The organism is Streptococcus mitis, from assembly GCF_901542415.1.
Classification (GTDB): Bacteria; Bacillota; Bacilli; order Lactobacillales; family Streptococcaceae; genus Streptococcus; species Streptococcus mitis_BL.
Window position 1 is genome coordinate 465,916 of record NZ_CABEHV010000004.1, and the last position, 20,060, is coordinate 485,975.

General features: G+C 34.8%; 16 protein-coding genes. 12 read left to right on the forward strand and 4 right to left on the reverse strand.

Features of this window, described 5'->3' with window-relative positions; genetic code table 11:
• Nucleotides 1-8: 8 nt before the first annotated feature.
• On the forward strand, nucleotides 9-2,822 hold the full coding sequence (locus FQT24_RS02590; protein WP_143952089.1) for a phage tail tip lysozyme: 2,814 nt from the start codon (nucleotides 9-11) through the stop codon (nucleotides 2,820-2,822).
• Nucleotides 2,823-2,856: 34 nt separating this feature from the next.
• On the opposite strand, the gene FQT24_RS02595 is transcribed toward FQT24_RS02590, so the two are convergent.
• Genes FQT24_RS02595 through FQT24_RS10845 form a run of 3 tightly spaced genes read right to left on the reverse strand, consistent with a single transcriptional unit; the run spans nucleotide 2,857 to nucleotide 4,004 of the window.
• Nucleotides 2,857-3,465, reverse strand: coding sequence for a hypothetical protein (locus tag FQT24_RS02595; protein ID WP_143952090.1), 609 nt, complete (start codon nucleotides 3,463-3,465; stop codon nucleotides 2,857-2,859).
• Nucleotide 3,466: 1 nt separating this feature from the next.
• Nucleotides 3,467-3,631, reverse strand: coding sequence for a hypothetical protein (locus FQT24_RS10840; protein ID WP_000201399.1), 165 nt, complete (start codon nucleotides 3,629-3,631; stop codon nucleotides 3,467-3,469).
• Nucleotides 3,632-3,686: 55 nt separating this feature from the next.
• On the reverse strand, nucleotides 3,687-4,004 hold the full coding sequence (locus tag FQT24_RS10845; RefSeq protein ID WP_185952534.1) for a hypothetical protein: 318 nt from the start codon (nucleotides 4,002-4,004) through the stop codon (nucleotides 3,687-3,689).
• A gap of 187 nt (nucleotides 4,005-4,191) precedes the next feature.
• On the opposite strand from FQT24_RS10845, the gene FQT24_RS02605 reads away from it, so the two are divergent.
• From FQT24_RS02605 to FQT24_RS02650, 11 genes are all read left to right on the forward strand, one after another.
• Nucleotides 4,192-4,494: a lactococcin 972 family bacteriocin gene (locus FQT24_RS02605; RefSeq protein ID WP_185952535.1), complete on the forward strand. Its 303-nt coding sequence runs from the start codon at nucleotides 4,192-4,194 to the stop codon at nucleotides 4,492-4,494.
• 69 nt (nucleotides 4,495-4,563) lie between these two features.
• Nucleotides 4,564-6,585, forward strand: coding sequence for a bacteriocin-associated integral membrane family protein (locus tag FQT24_RS02610; protein ID WP_143952092.1), 2,022 nt, complete (start codon nucleotides 4,564-4,566; stop codon nucleotides 6,583-6,585).
• A gap of 1 nt (nucleotide 6,586) precedes the next feature.
• A complete protein-coding gene (locus FQT24_RS02615) occupies nucleotides 6,587-7,228 on the forward strand; it encodes an ABC transporter ATP-binding protein (protein WP_000571283.1) in 642 nt (213 codons plus the stop codon).
• 197 nt (nucleotides 7,229-7,425) lie between these two features.
• Nucleotides 7,426-7,836, forward strand: coding sequence for a thrombospondin type 3 repeat-containing protein (locus FQT24_RS02620; RefSeq protein WP_143952093.1), 411 nt, complete (start codon nucleotides 7,426-7,428; stop codon nucleotides 7,834-7,836).
• A gap of 47 nt (nucleotides 7,837-7,883) precedes the next feature.
• Nucleotides 7,884-14,126 (forward strand): DEAD/DEAH box helicase family protein, encoded by a 6,243-nt coding sequence (locus FQT24_RS02625; RefSeq protein ID WP_185952536.1) that lies wholly within the window; start codon nucleotides 7,884-7,886, stop codon nucleotides 14,124-14,126.
• Nucleotides 14,127-14,200: 74 nt separating this feature from the next.
• The gene (locus FQT24_RS02630; RefSeq protein WP_000969637.1) at nucleotides 14,201-14,485 is read left to right on the forward strand and encodes a DUF5962 family protein; all 285 of its coding nucleotides are present in this window, start codon (nucleotides 14,201-14,203) and stop codon (nucleotides 14,483-14,485) included.
• Nucleotides 14,486-14,498: 13 nt separating this feature from the next.
• Nucleotides 14,499-14,795: a DUF5966 family protein gene (locus tag FQT24_RS02635; RefSeq protein WP_000998890.1), complete on the forward strand. Its 297-nt coding sequence runs from the start codon at nucleotides 14,499-14,501 to the stop codon at nucleotides 14,793-14,795.
• 392 nt (nucleotides 14,796-15,187) lie between these two features.
• Nucleotides 15,188-16,771: an ATP-binding cassette domain-containing protein gene (locus FQT24_RS02640; RefSeq protein ID WP_143952095.1), complete on the forward strand. Its 1,584-nt coding sequence runs from the start codon at nucleotides 15,188-15,190 to the stop codon at nucleotides 16,769-16,771.
• A gap of 261 nt (nucleotides 16,772-17,032) precedes the next feature.
• Nucleotides 17,033-17,605: a HesA/MoeB/ThiF family protein gene (locus FQT24_RS10985; protein WP_260666096.1), complete on the forward strand. Its 573-nt coding sequence runs from the start codon at nucleotides 17,033-17,035 to the stop codon at nucleotides 17,603-17,605.
• Between the two features lie 34 nt (nucleotides 17,606-17,639).
• Complete coding sequence (locus FQT24_RS10990; protein ID WP_260666098.1) at nucleotides 17,640-18,155, forward strand: ThiF family adenylyltransferase; 516 nt, start codon at nucleotides 17,640-17,642, stop codon at nucleotides 18,153-18,155.
• The gene (locus FQT24_RS02650; protein ID WP_050218058.1) at nucleotides 18,148-18,654 is read left to right on the forward strand and encodes a M16 family metallopeptidase; all 507 of its coding nucleotides are present in this window, start codon (nucleotides 18,148-18,150) and stop codon (nucleotides 18,652-18,654) included. The genes FQT24_RS10990 and FQT24_RS02650 overlap by 8 nt, the downstream gene beginning before the upstream one ends.
• 153 nt (nucleotides 18,655-18,807) lie before the next feature.
• On the opposite strand, the gene FQT24_RS02655 is transcribed toward FQT24_RS02650, so the two are convergent.
• On the reverse strand, nucleotides 18,808-20,025 hold the full coding sequence (locus tag FQT24_RS02655; RefSeq protein WP_001291561.1) for a tyrosine-type recombinase/integrase: 1,218 nt from the start codon (nucleotides 20,023-20,025) through the stop codon (nucleotides 18,808-18,810).
• Nucleotides 20,026-20,060: the final 35 nt, after the last annotated feature.

The following is a 20,060-nucleotide window of genomic DNA, read 5'->3' on the forward strand; positions in this document are numbered from 1 at the left end:
GAAGGTAAATGAAGGATAAAAAAGAAATCATACGTGCCCGAAAGGCATTTAGAAGAAGCCTAAAAGATGAGAAAAAATTCTTGAAAAAAGGAAAGAAGGAGGTGAGGAAACAGAAAAAAGATTCCGCTGTACTGGATGATAAAGCATGGAAAAAAGAGATAAAGCAAAAGCTAGAGGAGATGAGAGAAGCTTCAAAGGAGAGAGTAAAACAAGCAAATGAAGACTACAATCATATTCTTCAAAATAGTCCTCCATCTCTTTTGAATCGCAAAGAATTAAGAGATAGACGATTGCCTCATGCTAGGAAACGATTGAAAATAGCCAAGAAGCAATTTAGAGAAGCCAAGGTAGAAGCAAAAGAAGAAAGAAAAGAGAGTCGTAAAGAAAGAAAAACCAATCAAAAATTTCTCTACGGTCAGGAATCGAAAGCAAAATCTAATTTTTTCTTTCAAGGGAAGAGTTTAGAAGAATTAAAAGCTAAGAAAGAAGTCAAGGCCGCAAAAGAGAATCTAAAATCTACTAAACAAGCCTATAAGTCCAAAAAAGTCAGTAGGAAAGCCAAAACTTTTCTTTATGTCCTTGGACGTGAAGGAGGAGAGTTAGCTTCAGAAAATGAAGATTTAGAAGGCTATCGCACACTTCAAGAGACCATTAGAAAAGGGAAACGCTACAGTCGGCTTTCTTATAACATTGGGAAAACTAGTGTCAAAACAGGACAAGCAACAGGTCGTTTTACCAAGAAAAGACTGACCAACACAAAAGAGCGATACCATCATTTTAAGGATGGAAAAGGATGGAAACTAGCGAAAGATAATCCAAGCTCCTTTAAAAATCGGTTTCGAAAATTAAAGAAACAAGGTCTTACAAGTGTCCGAAATATCTATCAAAAACTAAAAGCAGCCTTTTCCTTCTTTACATTTGCGGCTGGAAATCCTGCAACATGGATAGTTGGAGGATTAGTCTTTCTTCTCTTACTTATGATGAGCTTCTTTTTAGGATTTTCATCTGCTAGTTTGATTCAACAAGATGAATTTGAATTAACAAAAGCTTATACCCACCTAACTTGGGAAGATGCAGAACATACTCGCACAAATGACAAAGGAATTACTTATTACACAAAAGTTGATGATGTGATGGGGTATATGAACTTTAAATTCCATGACTATGAGTTAAACAAACCAGTTCACTTATTTAGTTCCGAAACTTACAAGGATTATCTGTCTACTTTGTGGCATGATTTAAACGATGGGGATGATTTGAAATCCATGCAAGACCTTTATGAAACTCCTAAGTATAAACTATCGAAAGACGATCAAGAGGAAATGAAGGAACTAAAAGAAGAAGGTGTCTATGCTTCCATGCAGGAATTGGACAATCCATTTGAGGGGAAAAGCAACGAAGATAGTCTAACCATGATTTATCGTTATGGATACTATGATTTAGACGGAAAACCTACTCTTCAGGAGTACATTCTACTAGAAGCGAAGGCTCACCAAACGATTGTCGCACCAATGGATGGGGTCGTATCACTAGATGGTGACAATATAATTCTCACTAACGGAAAAGGAGAGAATGAGAGTCGATTGACCTTGTATTCTATTCATAATGGCCGTGCGATTGAGGGTACAAGAGTCCTAACGGGTGATATTATTGGTGAAACATCAGACGATACAGGTTTGAAAGTTTCCTATCAAAAGTATAAGAACAAGAAAGAAAAATTGGTGTATGTCAATCCGCAATTTTATTTTCCCAAAGTCATTCAACTTCAGACAACTATCTTACCTGCCATTGGTCAGTTTGGTGGGGATGAGTTTGAACGAGCAAAACATATTTATGAGTTTTTGAAATCTCAAGGGGCAAGTCCCCAAGCCATTGCGGCTATTTTAGGAAATTGGTCGGTAGAGTCTTCTATCAATCCTAAACGAGCTGAGGGAGATTATTTATCTCCTCCAGTTGGCGCTACCGATTCCTCATGGGATGATGAAAGCTGGTTAGCGATAGGAGGACCAGCCATTTATAGTGGTGCTTATCCTAATATCCTTCATAGAGGTTTGGGGTTAGGGCAATGGACAGATACTGCAGATGGTTCAACACGTCATACAGCCTTGTTGAATTATGCACACGCCAAAAATAAGAAGTGGTATGATTTAGACCTCCAACTTGATTTTATGCTTCACGGGGATAGTCCTTACTATCAAAGTTGGTTAAAGGATTTCTTTGGAAATACGGGCAGTGCAGCCAATCTGGCCCAACTCTTCCTTACCTATTGGGAGGGAAATTCTGGTGACAAACTACTGGAAAGACAAACCAGAGCAACGGAATGGTATTACCAAATTGAAAAAGGCTTTAGCCAAACAAATGGAGGACAGGCAAAGAGTGACCCGCAATCCCTTGAAGGGGTTCGTGGAGACTTGTATGATCATTCTGTCCCTGGTGGTGGAGATGGTATGGCCTATGCCTATGGACAATGTACATGGGGTGTTGCGGCTCGTATGAACCAGTTAGGATTAAAGCTAAAAGGTAGAAACGGAGAGAAGATTTCAATCATTAATACCATGGGAAATGGTCAGGACTGGGTTGCGACAGCTTCAAGTCTTGGAGGGGAAACGGGCTCTATACCAAGATCAGGTGCTATTGTTTCTTTTGTAGGAGGTACACATGGTACACCAGCTATCTACGGTCATGTGGCTTTTATCGAGAAAGTATATGATGATGGTTCTTTCCTTGTGTCTGAAACTAACTATGGTGGCAACCCTAACTATACCTTTAGAAAAATCTCTCAAGCAGATAGTGCCATCAGTTTTGCTTATACGGTGAAATAAAAGAATCATGTCATCAGTTTAGGTGACATGATTCTTATTTTTTATAGAGTGACATATTTAATGCCATAGGCTGATAACTTACTTGATGATCATCTTTAATCAATTGACTGTAAGCAACAAATCCGAACTGTTCATAAAATTGAATGACTTTAGGATGATTGATACTATCTAAAAATACCATCTGAGTTCCTACAATTGCTCGAAATTCTTCAATTTTTTGAATTACAATTTCAAATAACTCTTGTCCTGATAGTTTATTTAGCTTTGTGTTTTTGCCGAATTGACCGATAAGTAACACAGGGAGATAATCAATATTTTTGGGACTTTTCCCTTTTAGGACGAGTTTCTTTTTTAAGGATTTCTCTAAATCAGAAATATCAACAACTTTGAGAGATAAACTAAAGAATCCTATGATGTTATTTGTTTCAGTTTCTTCAACGATAAAATTACGAGAACTATGTTGTTTTTCAAAATTGGGAGCTTTATCAGATAGATAAGTCAACATCTCTTCATTACCGTTGAAATCAACATTTTCTAAAATGATAGTTTTAAATAGCTCCTGAACTTGTTTCTCAGTTTTATCAGGAGCCAGCACTTGAATATTTTCAAGATATTGCTTAAGTGGTGTTACTTGAATTGTCATCTTACAGATACTTTGAAATGAGTTTATTTTTCGTTGGAGCGGTAGCGTCCTGTGATTCAATAGATTTCAAGACTGCTTGTAGCTTTTTAGATGGTTTATGATTAAGAATTTTTAGAGCATCTTCGTTTGTTAGTTTTATATCACGTGTTAAACTGATTGTAGCCATTTGTTCTACCTCCTGTTTCTACTTAAATTCATTATAGCTTATTTTGAACAAAAGTTCAATCTGAAGATAGTGTATGTTTTTTATAGTGTATAAATCCAAAATAAGTTTTTCTCTTGCGTTTGTAGCTCATATTCGTTAGAATAATGGTGTAGATGAGTGGTCGGCTCATGGTCAATCTGATAGTAATCTTGGACATAAGGGCCAAGCGGTGGCGGACACCAGAACGAAATCCGATAGCAATCTTGGACGTAAGGGCCAAGCGGTGGCGGACACCAGAACGAAATCCGATAGCAATCTTGGACGTAAGGGCCAAGCGGTGGCAGACACCAGAATAAACCGACTGACTGGGTGGCTTACAGGTTCTGTAAGTCATCTATTTTTTTTATTGTTACAATAGTTTATTTGAAAAAAATTTTCTGATTTACTTAAAATTAATTGACATATAATAGTTAAAATGTTATTATTGTTCTATAAAGAAATCGGTTTCAAAAAAAGAGAGAGGAGGATTTATTTTGTCGCATTGTTACTCAGGGTGTGCTTTTTTTGAAAGGAAAAATAAAATGAAAACGAAAAAACATAGATTACTCGCTCTAGCTCTTATTTCAAGCTTTACATTAATGGGAGCCGTATCAGCTGCTGTACAATATCCAGATGGAGGAGTATGGACATACGGAGAAGGCTCAGGAGGTGGTTGGGCTTTTTCAAATTACTATCATGGTAAAAAATATCATTATTCTTCTCTCGCAAGTAGATGGGATAGTCATTCAGATAAAGGAGAAGCACCTGCAGGAAAAACTTCAGAGGCTTGGATTTGGACTAAATTTGGGGAACAAGTATCATTTTACTATGACTATGACGACTAATATTTAGTTTTTTAGACAATTCCCCTTGTAAGAAATTACAAGGGGAATTTTGTTTACAAGGAGTCTACTATGAAGAAACTATTCATATTATTATCAACTTTTTTTCTCAGCTTCTTCTTTGCTTGGATTATAGTCTTACGTGCGCCACAATATTTATATGCAAGCTATGATTCCGTTTCTCTACTTCGTGTCAAAAAAGATACTCAGGAACCGACGCGTGAGGTATTTGAAAAGGAATTAGAGAAGTTTGTAAACTCAGAACAGAGTTTAATAGCTAGAAGAATTGTAGAGCCGAGTAAGGATGGGACGACTCACTTTACTTATGCAACTTATGGTCAGGGAACATTACCAAAAGAATTCCAAGAAGCTAGCCAAGAAAGTCGTGAACGTAGTGATCCACTAAATAGTTATCTCCTTTTATCAGGCTTCTTGACGAAAGAAAAGCTAGCCGATAAATTAGGAGATTTGGGTTATAAAGCAATTGCTGACCGAAAGACACCTCCTTATTCTCTTGCTTTTCGAATTTTACTAAATCCACTTATTTTAATTAGTTTAGCAATATTTGGCTTATCTTTCTTTGCTTTAGTGATTATCACTCGGATTAAGGAAATGAGAGTAGCAGGTATAAAACTCTTTTCTGGTCAGACACTCTTATCCATCATGGGGCATTCTTTATCGACTGATATCAAGTGGCTCCTTCTATCAGCCCTCCTTTCCTTCCTAGGTGGGGGAGTCGTTCTTTTTAGTCAAGGTTTGTTTTATCCTATCTTGTTAGCTACCTATGGTTTTGGGATTAGTTTTTACCTTTTGTTTTTATTGGGGATTTCAATTTTACTAATGCTCCTTTACCTAATGAGTTTGAGTTACAAAGCATTAGTTCCCGTTATTAAGGGGAGATTACCCCTTAAACGCTTGATGACTTTAACCCTATTGTGTCAGTTAGTAGCTGTTTTTACAGTAGGCTACGCTGTTAAGACGGGTTTGACGTCTTACCAACGATTGAAAGAACTTGAAATTTCAAAACAAGCATGGCAGGATAGAGCAGATTATTATCAAATTTCTTTTGGTTTAGGTGATAGAGGAAAAGATACAGAAAATCTGAATAAGTGGTATGAATTTTCCAAAGAAGCAGTTGAAAAAGAACAGGCTCTATTTGTAAAAGATAATCTCATTCATTTTGCAAATCCTCAAGGAAAAAATGAACAGGGAGAGACACTGGATACCTATAGTCCAGATGCTAATGTTCTCTATGTCAGTCCAAGTTATTTGGATAAGGAAAATGTGGCTGTAAATGATGAGACTAGACAGAAATTAGCTCATCTTCAAAAAGGGGAATTTGGACTTTTATTACCAGAATCTCTTCGCTCACAGGAAGCAGAACTTAAGAAAGTTTTTGAAGAAAGTTTAAACTATTACGGAAAATCAAGCGAGGATAAAAACGCTCCTTTAGAATATGAAATGAGAGCGATTGTTAGCTATCTTCCAACAGGAGAAAAGCGATTTGTTTATAATAACGGTGAAAGTCCAGTATCTATTCAGTACTTAACCGATCCGATTTTAGTTGTATTTACTCCAACATCTACAGGTGATAGTATCATTTCCAAATCTAGTTGGTCTATCAATGCTGGAAAGCAACTCTTTATCAAAGGATATGAGAGTGGTCTATCTCTCTTGAAGGAAGCTGGAATTTATGAGCAAGTATCTTATCTTAAAGAAGGAAGAAGTGTTTATCTAACTCGTTATAATGAAGTGCAAACTGAAACAGCAACTTTAATCTTAGGAGCTATTGTGGGGATAGCTAGTTCCTTGTTACTCTTTTATTCTGTCAATCTTCTATATTTCGAGCAATTCCGTCGAGATATCTTGATTAAACGAATTTCAGGTTTACGATTTTTTGAAACGCATGCTCAGTATATGGTTAGTCAATTTGCCAGTTTTGTATTTGGTGCTAGTCTCTTTATTTTACGCAGTAGAGACTGGGTAATTGGCTTACTCACTTTATTAGTCTTTCTAGTTAGTGCAGTTCTGACGCTTTACCGTCAAGCGCAGAAAGAATCTCGTGTTTCTATGACAATTATGAAAGGAAAATAGGATGATTGAACTAAAGAATATATCTAAAAAATTTGGAAGCCGTCAGCTATTTTCAGATACTAATCTTCATTTTGAAGGTGGGAAAATTTATGCCTTAATCGGTACAAGTGGCTGTGGTAAGACAACACTCTTGAATATGATTGGACGATTAGAGCCATATGACAAAGGGCAAATCATCTATGATGGCACTTCTCTTAAAGACATTAAGCCCTCTGTTTTCTTTAGAGATTACTTGGGATATTTATTTCAAGATTTTGGCTTAATTGAAAGCCAAACCGTCAAAGAGAATCTCAATCTGGGTTTAGTTGGTAAAAAGTTGAAAGAAAAAGAGAAAATCTCTTTGATGAAACAAGCTCTAAATCGTGTAAACCTATCCTATTTGGATTTAAAGCAACCTATATTTGAGTTATCAGGAGGAGAAGCACAACGTGTTGCACTAGCGAAGATAATTTTAAAGGATCCGCCTTTGATTCTCGCAGATGAACCAACTGCGTCGCTAGACCCCAAAAACTCTGAGGAATTACTTTCTATCCTAGAATCTTTAAAAAATCCGAATCGGACCATTATTATTGCGACCCACAATCCTCTTATTTGGGAACAAGTGGACCAAGTCATTCGAGTGACCGATTTATCACATAGATGATATAGCAAGATTCAGCTATAAGAAAGTTTTTGATTATATACCGCATAAATTCCGAATATCTGAAGCACTTGTTTATAATCACAATATTATTTGAGAACGTAGTTTTGGCTCGTTCTCTTTTTTGTTGTGATACTTCTTTCAAGGAATATTTGGTAGGATTGGAGTGAAAAAAGATTAACTAGGAAAGAAGGAAGTATATGGAAGCCATTTATCAACGTGATTCGGATCAAGATGGATTAACTGATGCTCAAGAATTAGCGCTAGGAACCAATCCTCTTAGCGCAGATTCTGATGGTGATGGTCGTTCAGATTTAGTGGAAGTAGAAGAAGGAAGCAATCCCTTAGAAAAGGATTTACAAGACATAGACCAAACAAATATAACTGAACCGTCTTCAGTATTTATGGAAATGAAACAAAAGATTTCAGATATGATGGAGAGTCACTACAAGGAATTTATACAGGCTCTGATTAGTATTGAAACAGGGATTGAAAACCAACAAGACCTAGAAGACTTATATACTTACTACATGAGAACAGATGCCGTTTCTCTTTTGTCTAGTGATTTAGAAACCGGTCCTCAAGAGGTTGAAATGGAGATAGAGTTGTAGGGGAATCATGTGATTCTCCTATTTTCGTATAGATGAAAGGAGCAAGTATGGAAGTAATGCAATTATTGGCTATGTTTCGTGGAACAATTCCAAAAGATAGGGAGAAAATGACCCTATTTCTTCGTTATCAAGCGCAACATTTTGATGAGAAATGGCAGGACTTGGTAGAGAATTTTTTGACTGAAGAGGGCAAGATAGAAGAGATTCCTCACGTCTATTCTTTTGATCAAGATATTGTTTCTTTCCTAGAGGCTAGTTCTGAAAACAATGACCAAGATTTAGAAAGTTACACAAGAAATTTTGGACAAGCGGGTCTAGATAAATTATCTCAATTAAGTAGTTGGGAGAAATACTTGGTGCTAGAAGTCGCAACCTATAATCTTTCCACTCGATTTTACATCCAATCTGAAAAAGAGAAGTTAGAACCATTAAGTGAGCTTGTATTTCATCAGAATCAGGATGTCAATTTAGTCAATGTCTATCGGGTTGCGAATAATCTATCTGACCGTGTTAGTAGAGATATAGAGGAATTTCTTCTAATGGTTGACTCAAAAGAGCTTAAAAAAGAAGTTCTTGAGATTCATTTTGAAGAAAAAGAAGGAGATGTTCTAGCCTATTTGGGTTCTGAATTAATGGCTACTTTAGATACCGTTACGGATCTTGTCCATCATGAAGAAAACTACACACAACTCCCACTGACACAAAAGCTGAAGATTATTACTCATTTTGATGAAGTAAAGGCTATAAGAGAAAAGTCTAAGCAAGTAGAGGAAGCAGTCTTACCTTTAGATAATATTGACCAGGTAGAAGAAAATGTGGAAGTTCATTCCCTATCTAAAGTAGATAAAATTGTAGAAGAAGCTTTGAGGGAATATCCGATTGGTTCACAAGTAAGTTATAAAGGACAAGTATTTCAGTTGGTTTCGATTGAAAATGCACAGTTAAATGACTTAGTTCGCCTAGAGCTATTCAATGATTCCAAGCAGTTATTTGAAGAGAATCCTATCTTATACTTGAACAGTTTGGAAGAGATTGAACAAGTATTGTCTCATGTAGAACTTGAAAAAGAAGATTCAGATATTGAGATTGAATCATCAAGTGAAAGCCAGGAAATAGATTTGTTTTCCTATCTGGAAGAGGATAATGAAAAGGAAAAGGATAAGGAAAAGGAAAAGGATAAGGAAACAAAACCTTTAATTTCAGGTATAGAAGAGACGGATGTCCCCGTTCAAGATTTTGTTTTTCCAGATGATTTAGAGGACTTTTATCCTAAGACAAATCGAGAAAAAATTGAAACGAATATCGCCGCAATTGAACTTGTTAAAAGATTAGAAAAAGAGGGACGACAAGCGAATCCAGAAGAACAAGAGCTACTAGCCAAGTATGTCGGCTGGGGTGGTCTTGCCAATGAATTTTTTGATGAAGTCAATCCAAAGTATGAATCAGAACGTTTAACTCTCAAGAGTTTAGTAAGTAAGTCAGAATACTCCACCATGAAACAAAGTTCTCTCACAGCCTATTATACAGACCCAATGATTATTCGCCAGATTTGGCAAAAATTACTGGATGATGGTTTTGAGGGAGGAAGGATATTAGATCCTTCTATGGGAACTGGGAACTTCTTTGCGGCGATGCCTAGCAGTATACGAGAGAAATCAGAACTCTATGGGGTTGAATTAGACAGTGTGACAGGTACAATCGCAAAACAACTCCATCCAAATGTCCATATTGAAGTGCGAGGATTTGAAGAAGTCCCCTATCAAAATAATAGTTTTGATTTAGTCTTAACGAATGTACCATTTGGAAATTTTCGCATTGCCGATAAAAATTATGATAAACCTTATATGATTCACGACTACTTTGTCAAACACTCACTTGATTTAGTAAGAGATGGAGGACAAGTTTCGATTATCTCTTCTATCGGGACAATGGATAAGCGGACAGATAATGTCTTACAAGAGATTAAATCCAATACTCATTTTTTAGGGGGAGTTCGTTTGCCGGATACGGCTTTTAAAAAGATTGCAGGTACTCGAGTGACCACAGATCTCCTCTTCTTTCAAAAGGATCAAGCAAAGAATCTTAATGAGGAGGAACTTGTTTTTAGTGGTTCTATTCCCTTTGAGGAGGATAAGCGTGTCTGGATCAATCCTTATTTTGATGGGAAATACAATACACAAGTTTTGGGTGAATATGAGGTACGTAATTTTAATGGAGGAACTCTCAATGTTAAGGGGGTATCAGAAACATTAGCTACTGACATAATGAAAGCATTAGAGAATGTGGAAGCACCTAAACAAATTGACAATTCTTTGAAAGCACCTGTTTTTATCAAAGAAGAAGTGGATAATTCTATCCCAAGTCGTATACGTGAGGACTTAGCGCTCTATTCTTTTGGATATGAGGGAAATCAAATTTATTACCGAGATACGCATGGTATTCGAAAAAGCTCAAAAGTAGACGAAATTAGTTATTATGTAGACGAGAAGGGAGAGTTTAAAGCTTGGGACAGTTCTTTGTCTGAACATAAAATAGACCGATTCGTGCAACTTCATTTGACTGATGAGGAAGCACTAGATGTTTACAAGTCAGAAGAAGCGAGTAAAAGGGGGAAATATAAGGGACTGTTCAAAAAAACTGTCTTTTATGAAAGTCCCTTATCGGATAAGGATATTAGTCGCATTAAGGGAATGGTTGATTTGAGAGAGACCTATCAATCCTTAATTGAAATTCAACGTCATCAAGATTATAGTCGGACAGATTTTCAGGTATTACTTAGTAAACTCAATCGTGACTATGACCGCTTTGTAAGTCAATTTGGATACTTGAATGCCTCAGTCAATCGGAACTTATTTGATAGTGACGATAAGTATTCTTTGCTTGCAAGTTTAGAAGATGAATACATTGATTCTAAAGATCAGAAAGTAAAATATAAAAAATCTTTAGCCTTTGAGAAAGCATTGGTTAGGCCGGAGAGAGTGATTGCAAGAGTATCAACGGCTCTAGATGCCTTAAACTCTAGTTTATCGGATGGTAGAGGGGTTGATTTAGACTATATGGTATCAATTTATCCCGAACATAGCCAAGCTGCTATTTTAGATGAGTTAGGTGACCAGATTTTAATAGATCCAGAAAGCTATTTAAGAGGGGAAAGAAAATATCTTTCTAAGAACCAGTTTTTATCAGGAGATATTCTCAACAAGATAGAAGTAGTTCAACTATTAGTGGAGGAAAACAACCAAGAATGTGACTGGCCCCATGCTTTAGATTTGTTAGAATCTGTTCGTCCTCCACGGATTCATCTGGCAGATATTGAGTTTAAAATAGGGTCACGTTGGATTCCTCAATCCGTTTATGGTAAATTTGCCTTTGAATGTTTTACCAATCGTGAATTTGAATTGTCTTCGCCAGATGTTGAACAAGTCATTGAAGTGAATCCTGTTGATGGCCAAGTTCATTTAAGGACATCATTTGTTTATCGCTATCCAAGTGCCAAAGATAGTAGTCTTGGAGTTAGTGGGTCACGTTATGATACAGGAAGAAAGATTTTTGAGAATTTACTTAATTCGAACCAACCGACGATTACCATGACTGTTACGGAAGGGGAAAAGAAAAAGACTATCACAGATTTGGAAAAAACCTCTGTTCTAAGAGCAAAAGAGCAGCATTTACAAGAGCTCTTTCAAGAATTTGTCTCACGGTATCCAGAAGTCCAACAGGTCATTGAGGAAAGCTATAATCGTCTTTATAATCGAACAGTTAGTCGAGAGTATGATGGTAGCCATCTAGTCATTGATGGCTTGGCACAAAACATCAGTCTTCGTCCTCATCAAGAGAATGCTATTCAAAGAATCGTAGAAGAAAAAAGAGCTTTATTAGCTCATGAGGTAGGTTCAGGAAAGACCTTGACCATGCTTGGTGCTGGGTTTAAATTAAAGGAGTTGGGGATGGTTCATAAGCCCTTGTATGTGGTGCCCTCTAGTTTGTCTGCTCAGTTTGGCCAAGAAATCATGAAATTTTTCCCTACTAAAAAAGTCTTTGTGACCACTAAGAAAGATTTTGTGAAGGCGAGAAGAAAACAATTTGTGTCACGTATCATTACAGGAGATTACGATGCCATTGTCATTGGGGATTCTCAATTTGAAAAAATCCCTGTCAGTAAGGAAAGACAGATGAATTATATCGAGGACAAACTCAATGAACTACGAGAGATTAAAACACATTCTGAAAATAAGTACACCGTTAAAGAAGCAGAGCAATCAATAAGTGGTCTTGAGAGACAATTGGAAGAACTCCAACGCTTTAATCGTGATAGTTTTATTGATTTTGAGAACTTAGGAATTGATTTTCTCTTTGTGGATGAAGCACATCACTTTAAAAATATACGTCCAATTACTGGACTTGGGAATGTAGCAGGTATTACCAATACAACCTCTAAGAAGAACGTGGATATGGAAATGAAGGTTCGACAGATTCAGGAAGAACATGATTTTAAAAACATTGTCTTTGCGACAGGAACACCTGTTTCCAATTCTATTAGTGAGTTATATACTATGATGAACTACATTCAACCAGATATCTTAAAACGCTATCAAGTTGATTATTTTGACTCTTGGGTAGGTGCTTTTGGAGAAATTCAAAACTCTATGGAATTAGCTCCTACAGGGGATAAGTACCAACCTAAGAAACGATTTAAAAAGTTTGTCAATCTACCTGAGTTGATGAAAATCTATAAAGAAACAGCCGACATTCAAACACAAGATATGTTGGATTTACCTGTTCCAGAAGCTCATATTATCCCTATTGAGAGTGAGTTAACTGAAAACCAGAAACTCTATTTAGAAGAATTAGTTATGAGGTCAGATATGGTCAAATGTGGAACAGTTGATCCGAGCCAGGATAACATGTTGAAGATTACGGGTGAGGCGCGGAAACTAGCTATTGATATGCGTTTATTGGACTCTAGTTATAGTCTAGCAGACAATCATAAACTGCTTCAGGTAGTGGATAATGTTGAAAGAATTTATCGTGAGGGAATGGAAAATAAGGCTACTCAGATGATTTTTTCAGATATCGGCACACCTAAGAAAAAAGATAATGGCTTTGATGTTTATTCTGAGATTAAGGCTTTATTAGTTGATAGAGGAATCCCTAGTATGGAAATTGCCTTTGTACATGATGCCAATAGTGATGAAAAGAAGAATAGCTTGTCTCGAAAGGTTAATGCAGGAGAGGTTCGGGTTCTTCTTGCCTCAACTGAAAAAGGAGGAACAGGTTTAAATGTTCAGAGCAAGATGAAAGCAGTTCACCATCTGGATGTACCGTGGAGACCAAGTGACATTCAGCAACGTAATGGACGTATTATCCGACAGGGAAATGAAAACAAGGAAGTGGATATTTACCACTATATTACCAAAGGTTCGTTTGATAATTATCTATGGGCAACTCAGGAGAACAAACTCCGTTATATTAAGCAGATTATGACTTCTAAGGAGCCGATTCGTGCTGCGGAAGATATTGATGAACAGACTATGACAGCTTCTGATTTTAAGGCACTAGCAACAGGTAATCCTTATCTCAAATATAAGATGGAACTAGAGAATGATCTAACTCTATTAGAAAATCAAAGACGCGCCTTTCAACGCAGCAAGGATCACTATCGTCATACAATCTCTTACTGTGAAGAAAATATGCCCATTCTTGAGAAACGATTAAGCAAGTATGAAGGCGACATTCAACAGTCTGAAATGTCGAAAGACCAATCATTTTCTATGACGATAGGTAAACAAGTTTTTGAGCAACGAGCTGAAGCAGGTGAATCCCTACACCGTCTTATCCGTCATAATCAATCTGACAGCAAAGAATTTCGAACCCTAGCAAGTTATCGAGGATTTGACATTAAAATGCTTAGTCTACCAACGAATCAGCCTCTTCCTGAAACCTTCTCTGTTAAGATTGTAGGAGAAAATCAGTATTCTGTCAGTTTGGATTTGTATTCTCCTTTGGGGACAATTCAAAGGCTTCAGCATACGATAGACCACATTAAAGATGACCAAGTGAAAACTCAGAACTTATTGGATGAATTAAAGGATAAATGGACTACTGCTAAGGTAGAAATTGAGAAAAATTTTCCAAAGGAAGAGGATTATCAAACTAAAAAGGCCGAATACGATGTACTCGCGCCATTGATTGAAACAGAAACGGATTTAGATATTATTGATCAGGCCTTACGACAATTCCACGAAAAAGGAAAAGAAAAGCAAGAACAACTTTCTTTTGAATTAGATTAAAAAATAGATATAAATAGCGGACAAGAAAAGAAAAGCGCGGTAGAATAAAGATAGAAAGAAACGAGGTAACGATTATGATGGAAGATACCTATTATCAATTAGAAGAGGCTTTGGTACAGGGATTTCAAACACCTGAAGAATACCAAGCCTACAAGGAGTTAAAGGAACATTATGAGGAAGTGACAGGGGATTACAGTTTTTCTAAACGAGAGCTCACTAGTCAATTGGAAATCGCTCTTCAGAATCATCAAGGTGTGGACTTTGAAGAACATGAAAAAGAAGAGTATTTGGACTTAGTTCAAAAATTAGAAGAGTTTGATTCCTCTCTTGCCACCCATTATCGTCAGTTGATTGATTAGAAAGGAGAAAGTCATGAATGATTTACTCCTTATCCCAGTAATTTTTTTAGCAGTAGGAGGAATTCTCATTCTTTTATGGAGACTCTTTCTTATTGCCAGTGGACTTTTCCTTATTGGTTTTATCAGTTTTCTTATTTTCGTGGAGGTCTATGGAATTTATCTGTTCTTTACTGAACCTAGTTTATATTTTGATGATATCAGACAACATGGTTTAACTAGTTTTACGGCTGTGTACTTTTTCATCAATCTGATGTTGGTTCTAGGATTTAGTTGGCGCTTCATTAACTCCATAAATAAGCATAAAATGTGAACTTTTTAGATAGTTAAAAGACTTTATTCAAAGGTAGGTTTGAATAGAGTTTTTTGTTGATGTGCTTATAATCCAGTCTCAATACTCTGTATTAGAAACAAAAAGAGATGAATTAAAATTAAAGTGTACAGAATGCTTTAGAGTTTCTATTTTTCTTATAATATATAGTAATTTCGGTACAAATTAACTTGTATATTCTATCTGGTTTAGTGTGATATATTCATTGTTAAATAAAAATATGAGTTCTCCTCTTATTTTAAAAAATAATTATTTTATAATTTTTTTTTATATTTAGTGTAAACTATTCATTGCGTCCCCAATACGGGAAGTTTGTTTCTGATTTTCATATTTGGATTATAATATTCTCATCAGAGTTACTTAAGGAGTAAGATATGAACCAGATTATGAAACAATATAAATTACTATATTTCTTGATTATTTTATTAAGTTTGACAAGTGCTCTTTTAATGACATTCTTCTCTCTGCAATTAGGAAGAATACTTGATAGTATATCTAATTCAAATAGTGGATTACTCTTTCATATCACTATTTCTGTAGGTTCGATTTTACTGTGGTTCTTGATTTCTTCTTCCTATACCTATCTTAAAAACGAATATGTAAAAAAAGTTATTTTAGATCTAAAAAGGCGTCTCTTATTACATTATTTATCGCGTGAATTTAACCAAACTGACAACCGTAACCATTCAGATTTCTTAAATAATATCACCAAAAACAGTGACCTTATTCAAGAAAATTTATTAATCCCTAAAATCTCTCTAATTGCAAATTTAGGGAGCCTTATCATGAGTGTGGTTGCTATTATTTATATAGAATGGCGATTAGCATTAGTCTTCCTTTTATTGTCGAGTATAACGGTTTTCCTATCACAAATTCCTGGAAAGTTAATGACTAAATCAACAAATAATTATTCTCTACAAAATAATCACTATTTGTCAAAAATGACAAACTTTATTAATGGTTTTGAACAAATTAAGTTATTAAATATTCAAAGCTGGACCCAAGAAAAAATTCAGGGAATCAGTTTAGAATTTGAAGAGTCCAGAAAAACATATCAATTCTTAAAAGACTTAGCTTCAACTACTGGAATTTTACTAAGTTTTGGCTCTCAACTATCCTGTATGGTCGCTGGTATCTTTTTTGTAAGAAATAACTTACTGACTATTGGATTACTAGTAGCAAGTATTCAATTATTAAACGGTGTTTTTGCTCCATTACAATCTATTCTTTACAATAAAAATTTAATCAGCAGTAGCAAGTCCATTATTGATAATATCCAGGAAAATCTATATGAGACAAATCAAGGAACTTCCCATAAAACAAGTACAATTGATTGTGATAACATTTCGACCATTTCTATTAGCCAATTACATTATGAAATTGAAAATAAAATATTATTTGATCATTTTTCCTATGAATTTAAAAAAGGCAAGCGCTATGCAATTATAGGTGCTTCAGGAGCTGGGAAAACAACTTTAGTAAAATTAATACTAAATTATTATCCAAAAAATCTTTATGATGGAGAAATAAAAATCAACGGAAAACAGAATATTGATATTTCCTCAGAGGAGTTATATAAAGATATTGCGTTTGTGCAAAAAAATGACTTTCTGATTGAAGGCAATATTCTAGAGAATATCAAATTGGCTAGAAACCTTCATTTAACTGAAAAATTAAGAAAATCCTTAGGTTTTAATGAAGACTTCCTTCGTAAAAACCTAGCTCAATCAAACCAAATCATTTCAGAAGGAGAAAAGCAACGAATTGATTTAGCTAGGTTTTTAGTCAAAACATATTCAGTTTATATATTTGACGAACCTACAAGTAACCTTGATCCAATAAAAGCAAAAGAAATAATGGATTACATTCTATCCATTAAAGATGCAATTGTTATTGTCATTACTCATGATCAAAATCCAGAAATATTGGAAGAGTTTGATCAGATTATTGTTTTATAATAGAAAGGAGGTGATGATCATGATTATGGAAGATTTCAACATTTTGGAGTTAGAATTTGAAGAAATTCGTGAAGAAGATACAACTAATTGGTACTTTATCTAAGATAATTTTAGATTTAGTTAATTTAAACTCTTAAAAAGAGAGTTTAAATTAGTTTGTATTAATAAAAAAGAAGTCAATAATATTAATCGACTTCTCGTGTATAACAGAAGCATGCATGTTCATCTTGCATGCTTTTATCAAATAGTTGAGGATATAAAATGGATAATTATTTCCCAAAATGGAACCAGGATAGAATCGTTTACCAATGGAAGAACGACAGATTAAGAATTGGAGCTGATGATGTTGATGTATTAGAAATTACAGGATACTCAGATTTTTGGTCAGATTTAATTTCTTGTTGCAATGGAATTAATAGCTTTGAAGAAATTAAAGATTTATTAAGAAAAAAATATGATATATCCGAAAATATTATAGAAAAATATATATCTAAATTTTCTGATCGTAATTTATTAGAAATATTAGATAGACCTGTAAATCAAATTGATCACTATTTAATTAATGAATCACTAGAAACTTATTATTCTAGTGAAGGTATTGGTGGGATTAAATTACTTGAAAAATTGAGTAATTTAAAAGTTACCATACTAGGATGTGGAGCCGGTGGTTCTCATATCGCATTACAATTAGCCCAATTAGGGGTAGGGCGACTTCATTTAGTCGATGATGATATTGTTAAAGAAAATAATATAAATAGGCAATCTATGTTTACCTTTAACGATATTGGTAAATATAAAGTTGACTGTGTAAAAGATTGTATTCTAAAACGGTAATTATCAGTGTGTAGTCACAAAAAGAAAATTAAAAATGAGCACTGTTGATGCTGTAAAAAAAGAAATTTCTGAAAGTGACTGGGTATTTTGTTGTATGGATGAACCTCCTTATATAGCACAAAGATTAGTAAATAGAGCATGCTATTTATTTAATATCCCTAGTATATACTGTTTTAGCCAACGTAGCGCAGGTAAACTCTTATTTTGTAATCCTAATATTCAAAATATAGGCTGTGTTGATTGTTTACTTTATGAACAAGATAGTGATAACTTTCAAAATTTAGTTAAAAAATTTTCAAACTATGATGGAAAATTAATAACTGCAAATATTTTAACTAATATTCTATTATTGTCATCATGGGTTGTGAAGAAATGGTTAGATTGTGTAACAGAGAAAAATAGTAATGTTTGGAATACTTTATTTAGATTTGATTTTTATAGTTTTAGGGAAGATGAATTCAAGCACTTCTCTAAGCAATCTCATTGTCCTACATGTGGTCATGATTTCGATAAAAGTAAACTCTGGGAGATTCTAAAAATTGATGAATAAGAAAATTATATTTAAAAAAAATCAAGCAAGTAAATTTGCATATTTTTCATTGATGTTTGTTGCAGGTACTAGTATTGAGCAAGTAAATGAATTAGGATTTTCACATCTTATTGAACATTTACTAATACGAGCAGGGAATGAACAATCACTAAATGAATTGTTTGATATGAATGGTGCAGCTATTAAAGGAGAGACATCTAGAGATTATATTAATTTAAGTGGTTACTGTCTAGCTGAAGATTTCAATAAAATTTTTAAAATACTGATAAGTAGGATTTTCAATCTTTCTATTACTGAAGATGAACTATTGAGGGAAAAGAAAATAGTCTTAATTGAATTAAATCAGTATGAAAATAGTAAAAAATCTATTAATGATAATCGAGTAATTTTTAAAAATAGTTCTTGGTCAATAGATATTATTGGTACTAGAGGTAATATTGAGTATGTTAGTTTAGAAACTATATATAAATTTTATATAAAACAAAGTATAAATTTCTAATTATCTTTTTATATTTTCTTAAATGCTCGTAAAGCCTTATTCTATGTGCTTTCGAGTATTTTTACTGTAGGAAGATACTTCACGTTTCTTTGCATATTTCCTCATGTCTTAGCTGTCAGAAGTGGTAAATAAGTAGTAAATTCATTTGTACTACTAAGCAACAAGACGCTCCTGTTGCTTCTCTTTATTCAAGCGTTTCATTTCTGCCATTGCAGAATCGAATGTTGCATGTGCGTAATAGTTCAGCGTCATGGCTATATTAGCATGTCCCATAATGTACTGTAATGCCTTTGGATTCATTCCTGCATTTGCATAGTTGGTACAGAATGTATGTCGCAAACTATGTGGAGTGATGTGTGGCAATTTATCCTCGTTATACTTATTGTATTTCTTAACAAGACCTTTCATCATGCCGTTGTAATCACTTGCCACTTTTGGATAGTTCTTTCTATTAAGAAAGAGGAAATCACTATATCCATCAATCTCAACACGCTTATCATTCTTTCGATTCGCTAACACTCGCTTAAATGCTTGATAGGCTTCTTCAACCATAGGAACTTGACGTTCGCCACTTTTGGTCTTTGGTGTTTCAATGTAGTACCCAATTTCAGTATCTCTCAATAGCTGATGGTCTATATTGACAAGACGATTCTCAAAATCTAAATCTGGAAGTGTCAAACCACCAAACTCTGAAATACGAAGACCTGTTTTTAAGAGTATCAGAATTTCATCATAATTTTTGCTGTAGGTTTTATCAGCTTTTGCAAAGGCTAACAGTTTTTCTTCCTGTTCTTCTGTTAGTACGGTCTTAGGGACAGTATCATCATCAAGAACTGCTTTCAGTTGAAAGTCAAATGGATTCTTCCGAACACAATCATCTTGTATAGCAATATAGAATGAAGCCTTTAAAGAACGTTTGTAGTTATTGATGGTTTGATAAGCATAACCATTTTCACTCATTCTAATAGCCCATTCTTTAGCGTCTGATGGCTTAATACTGTCAATACTTCTTACACCTAACTTGTCTTTCTTCAAAATATCCATAAGATATTTGCGTCCAGTTTCAGTGTTTTTTCTAACCTTTGGTCTTTGAGCGTTCTGTTTTGCGTAAAGCTGGCAGAGTGTCATTTTCTTTCCTACAACATCAATACCATCATGAATGTCTTTCTGTAACTCTGCGATTTTCTCTCTAAGTGAGATACAATCACGCTTTCCTGCTGGTACTCGGTCTGTAGCCACAAGTTTCCACGAGTAAACAAATTGCGGTTCTCCAAATGAATCTATATATTTGTATAAGTATCTTCCGTCTTTTCGTTGGCTCTCTCCAGTCTTTAAGATTCGACCTTTATTGTCACGTCTTTTTTCTGACATGGCATTTGCTCCTTTCCTTTATGGAAAGAGCCTTG